This window comes from Rhizobium sp. SVR5-9E (genome assembly GCF_056755095.1).
This window is the reverse complement of record NZ_JBNDHS010000320.1, coordinates 1-315: the sequence shown is the minus strand read 5'-3', so window position 1 is coordinate 315 and position 315 is coordinate 1. Positions and strand designations below refer to the sequence as shown.

Sequence of the window (315 nt, the reverse complement as noted above, 5' to 3'; positions counted from 1 at the left end):
GAAGAAGCATTAAAACAACAGGGAACGACTCTTCTTGTTATCAATTCCGTTTGCGGATGTGCAGCAGGAGCAGCAAGACCGGGCGTAGTATATTCTTTGACCGGGGATAAAAAACCTGATCACCTGACTACTGTTTTCGCAGGTTTCGATACAGAAGCTGTCATGGAAGCAAGAAAACACCTGGCTCCTTTCCCACCAAGCTCTCCTTGTGTCGCTCTTTTCAAAGATGGTGAACTGGTACACATGCTGGAAAGACACCATATCGAAGGAAATCCTGCAGGCGCTATCGCAGCTAACCTTCAGGCAGCTTACGAC

At 47.6% G+C, this 315-nt stretch carries 1 protein-coding gene; it reads left to right on the top strand.

All coding sequences use genetic code 11. The annotated features are described in order from the left end of the window. Positions 1-315: BrxA/BrxB family bacilliredoxin (locus ACPYOJ_RS35000; RefSeq protein WP_481420326.1), on the top strand; the 315-nt coding region annotated here is incomplete at both ends.